Source organism: Flavisolibacter ginsengiterrae DSM 18136 (assembly GCF_059568575.1).
On record NZ_JCANTR010000061.1, the window covers coordinates 1 to 1,512 of the forward strand.

Annotated in this window: 1 protein-coding gene; it reads left to right on the plus strand. The window is 44.9% G+C overall.

Annotation, left to right across the window (positions count from 1 at the left end; genetic code table 11):
- Positions 1-1,512 (plus strand): hypothetical protein (locus BP74_RS21620; RefSeq protein WP_496377646.1); only part of this gene is annotated, 1,512 nt, incomplete at both ends.

Sequence of the window (1,512 nt, forward strand, 5' to 3'; positions counted from 1 at the left end):
AACATTTCTTCAACTACCACCTATTATGTTTCTTGTACGGTAAATAATTGTGAAGGTCCGCGTGCACCAGTCGTGGCAACTGTAAACCCTATTCCAACGGCTACAATAACTGCTGCACAAACTTTGTGTGCAAGCGCATTGCCAGCAACCATAACAGTTACACCAACAAATGGTGCGATCACTGATTTTAATTATGCCTGGACAATACCGGGAGGCACTAACCCGGGTAATGTAAATTCTTTTACCACCAGTGTAGCCGGAAACTACAGTGTGATTTTGACCAATAAAACAACCGGTTGTACCCAATCTTTTTCTACATCCTTAACTGCATTACCCATTCCAACTGTAACATTGAATTCAGGGATCAGATGTTCAAACGGTCCAGGTGTAACATTAACAGCCACACCTGGTTCTGGTAATCCTATTAATTATGATTATACATGGACAGTTCCTGCAGGTGCCACTCCCCAGGGATCAAATGTTCAAAGTTTTGTTGCTACGGTTGCAGGGACCTATTCAGTAGTTATTACTCCTACATCAGGAAATCCCAGGTGTCCATCTTTGGCAGCTTCCGGCACAGTAACTGTCAATGCAGCTCCTACAGCTGTACTTAGCGGATCAACTACAATTTGTAGCGGCAACAGTGCAACTCTTTCAGTTAATTTAACCGGCACTGCGCCCTGGTCCATTACTTATTCCAACGGAACAACAAATACAATCATCAATGGTATTACAACATCGCCCTATACTTTCACGGTTTCACCTGTTAGTACAACAACTTATTCAATAGTATCTGTAACTGATCTGAATTGTACGGCTGCCGGCAGCGGCACTGCAGTTGTTACGGTTAATCCAATACCCAGTTGTTCTATTTCCGGTTCGGCAAGTGTTTGTTCCGGTTCAACTAACACCTATACTTCCACAATAACTCCGGCCGCTGGTGCAGAAACCCATTCATGGACAATAACCGGTAGCGGAACAATAAGCGGAGCGGCTAATGGTGCAAGTGTAACGGTAGTTGCGGGAGTGGTTTGCGCTAATGCAACCTATACTTTAACCGATCAAATTACAAGGAATGGCTGCAACAGTACATGCAATATTGTTGTAACTGTAACGCCTCCACCTGCTGCGGCATTTATATCGACTCCTGCGCCTATCACTGTTGCATGCGGAAGTATTCCTGCAGTTAGTGCGTTGTCTTATACAAACAATGGAACAGGAAATTGTTTAATCAATGGATCCGTAATTTCTACCCAAACAGCAGCTCCTGGATTTTGTGGAGGTACCATTACTGAAACCTGGACATTTACTGATCCATGTAACAGAACAATAACATCATCGAGAGTTATTACTGTTAGTCCTTCTGCTGCTGCAAGCTTTACCAATGCTCCCGGTAACCTGTCTGTAAGCTGTACGGCGATACCTGGCGTGCCGGCAGTGGACTACAGCAATGGAGCCACGGGGTCATGCCTGATCTCAGGGACAGTGACTGCCACCAGGAGTGGGACAGTA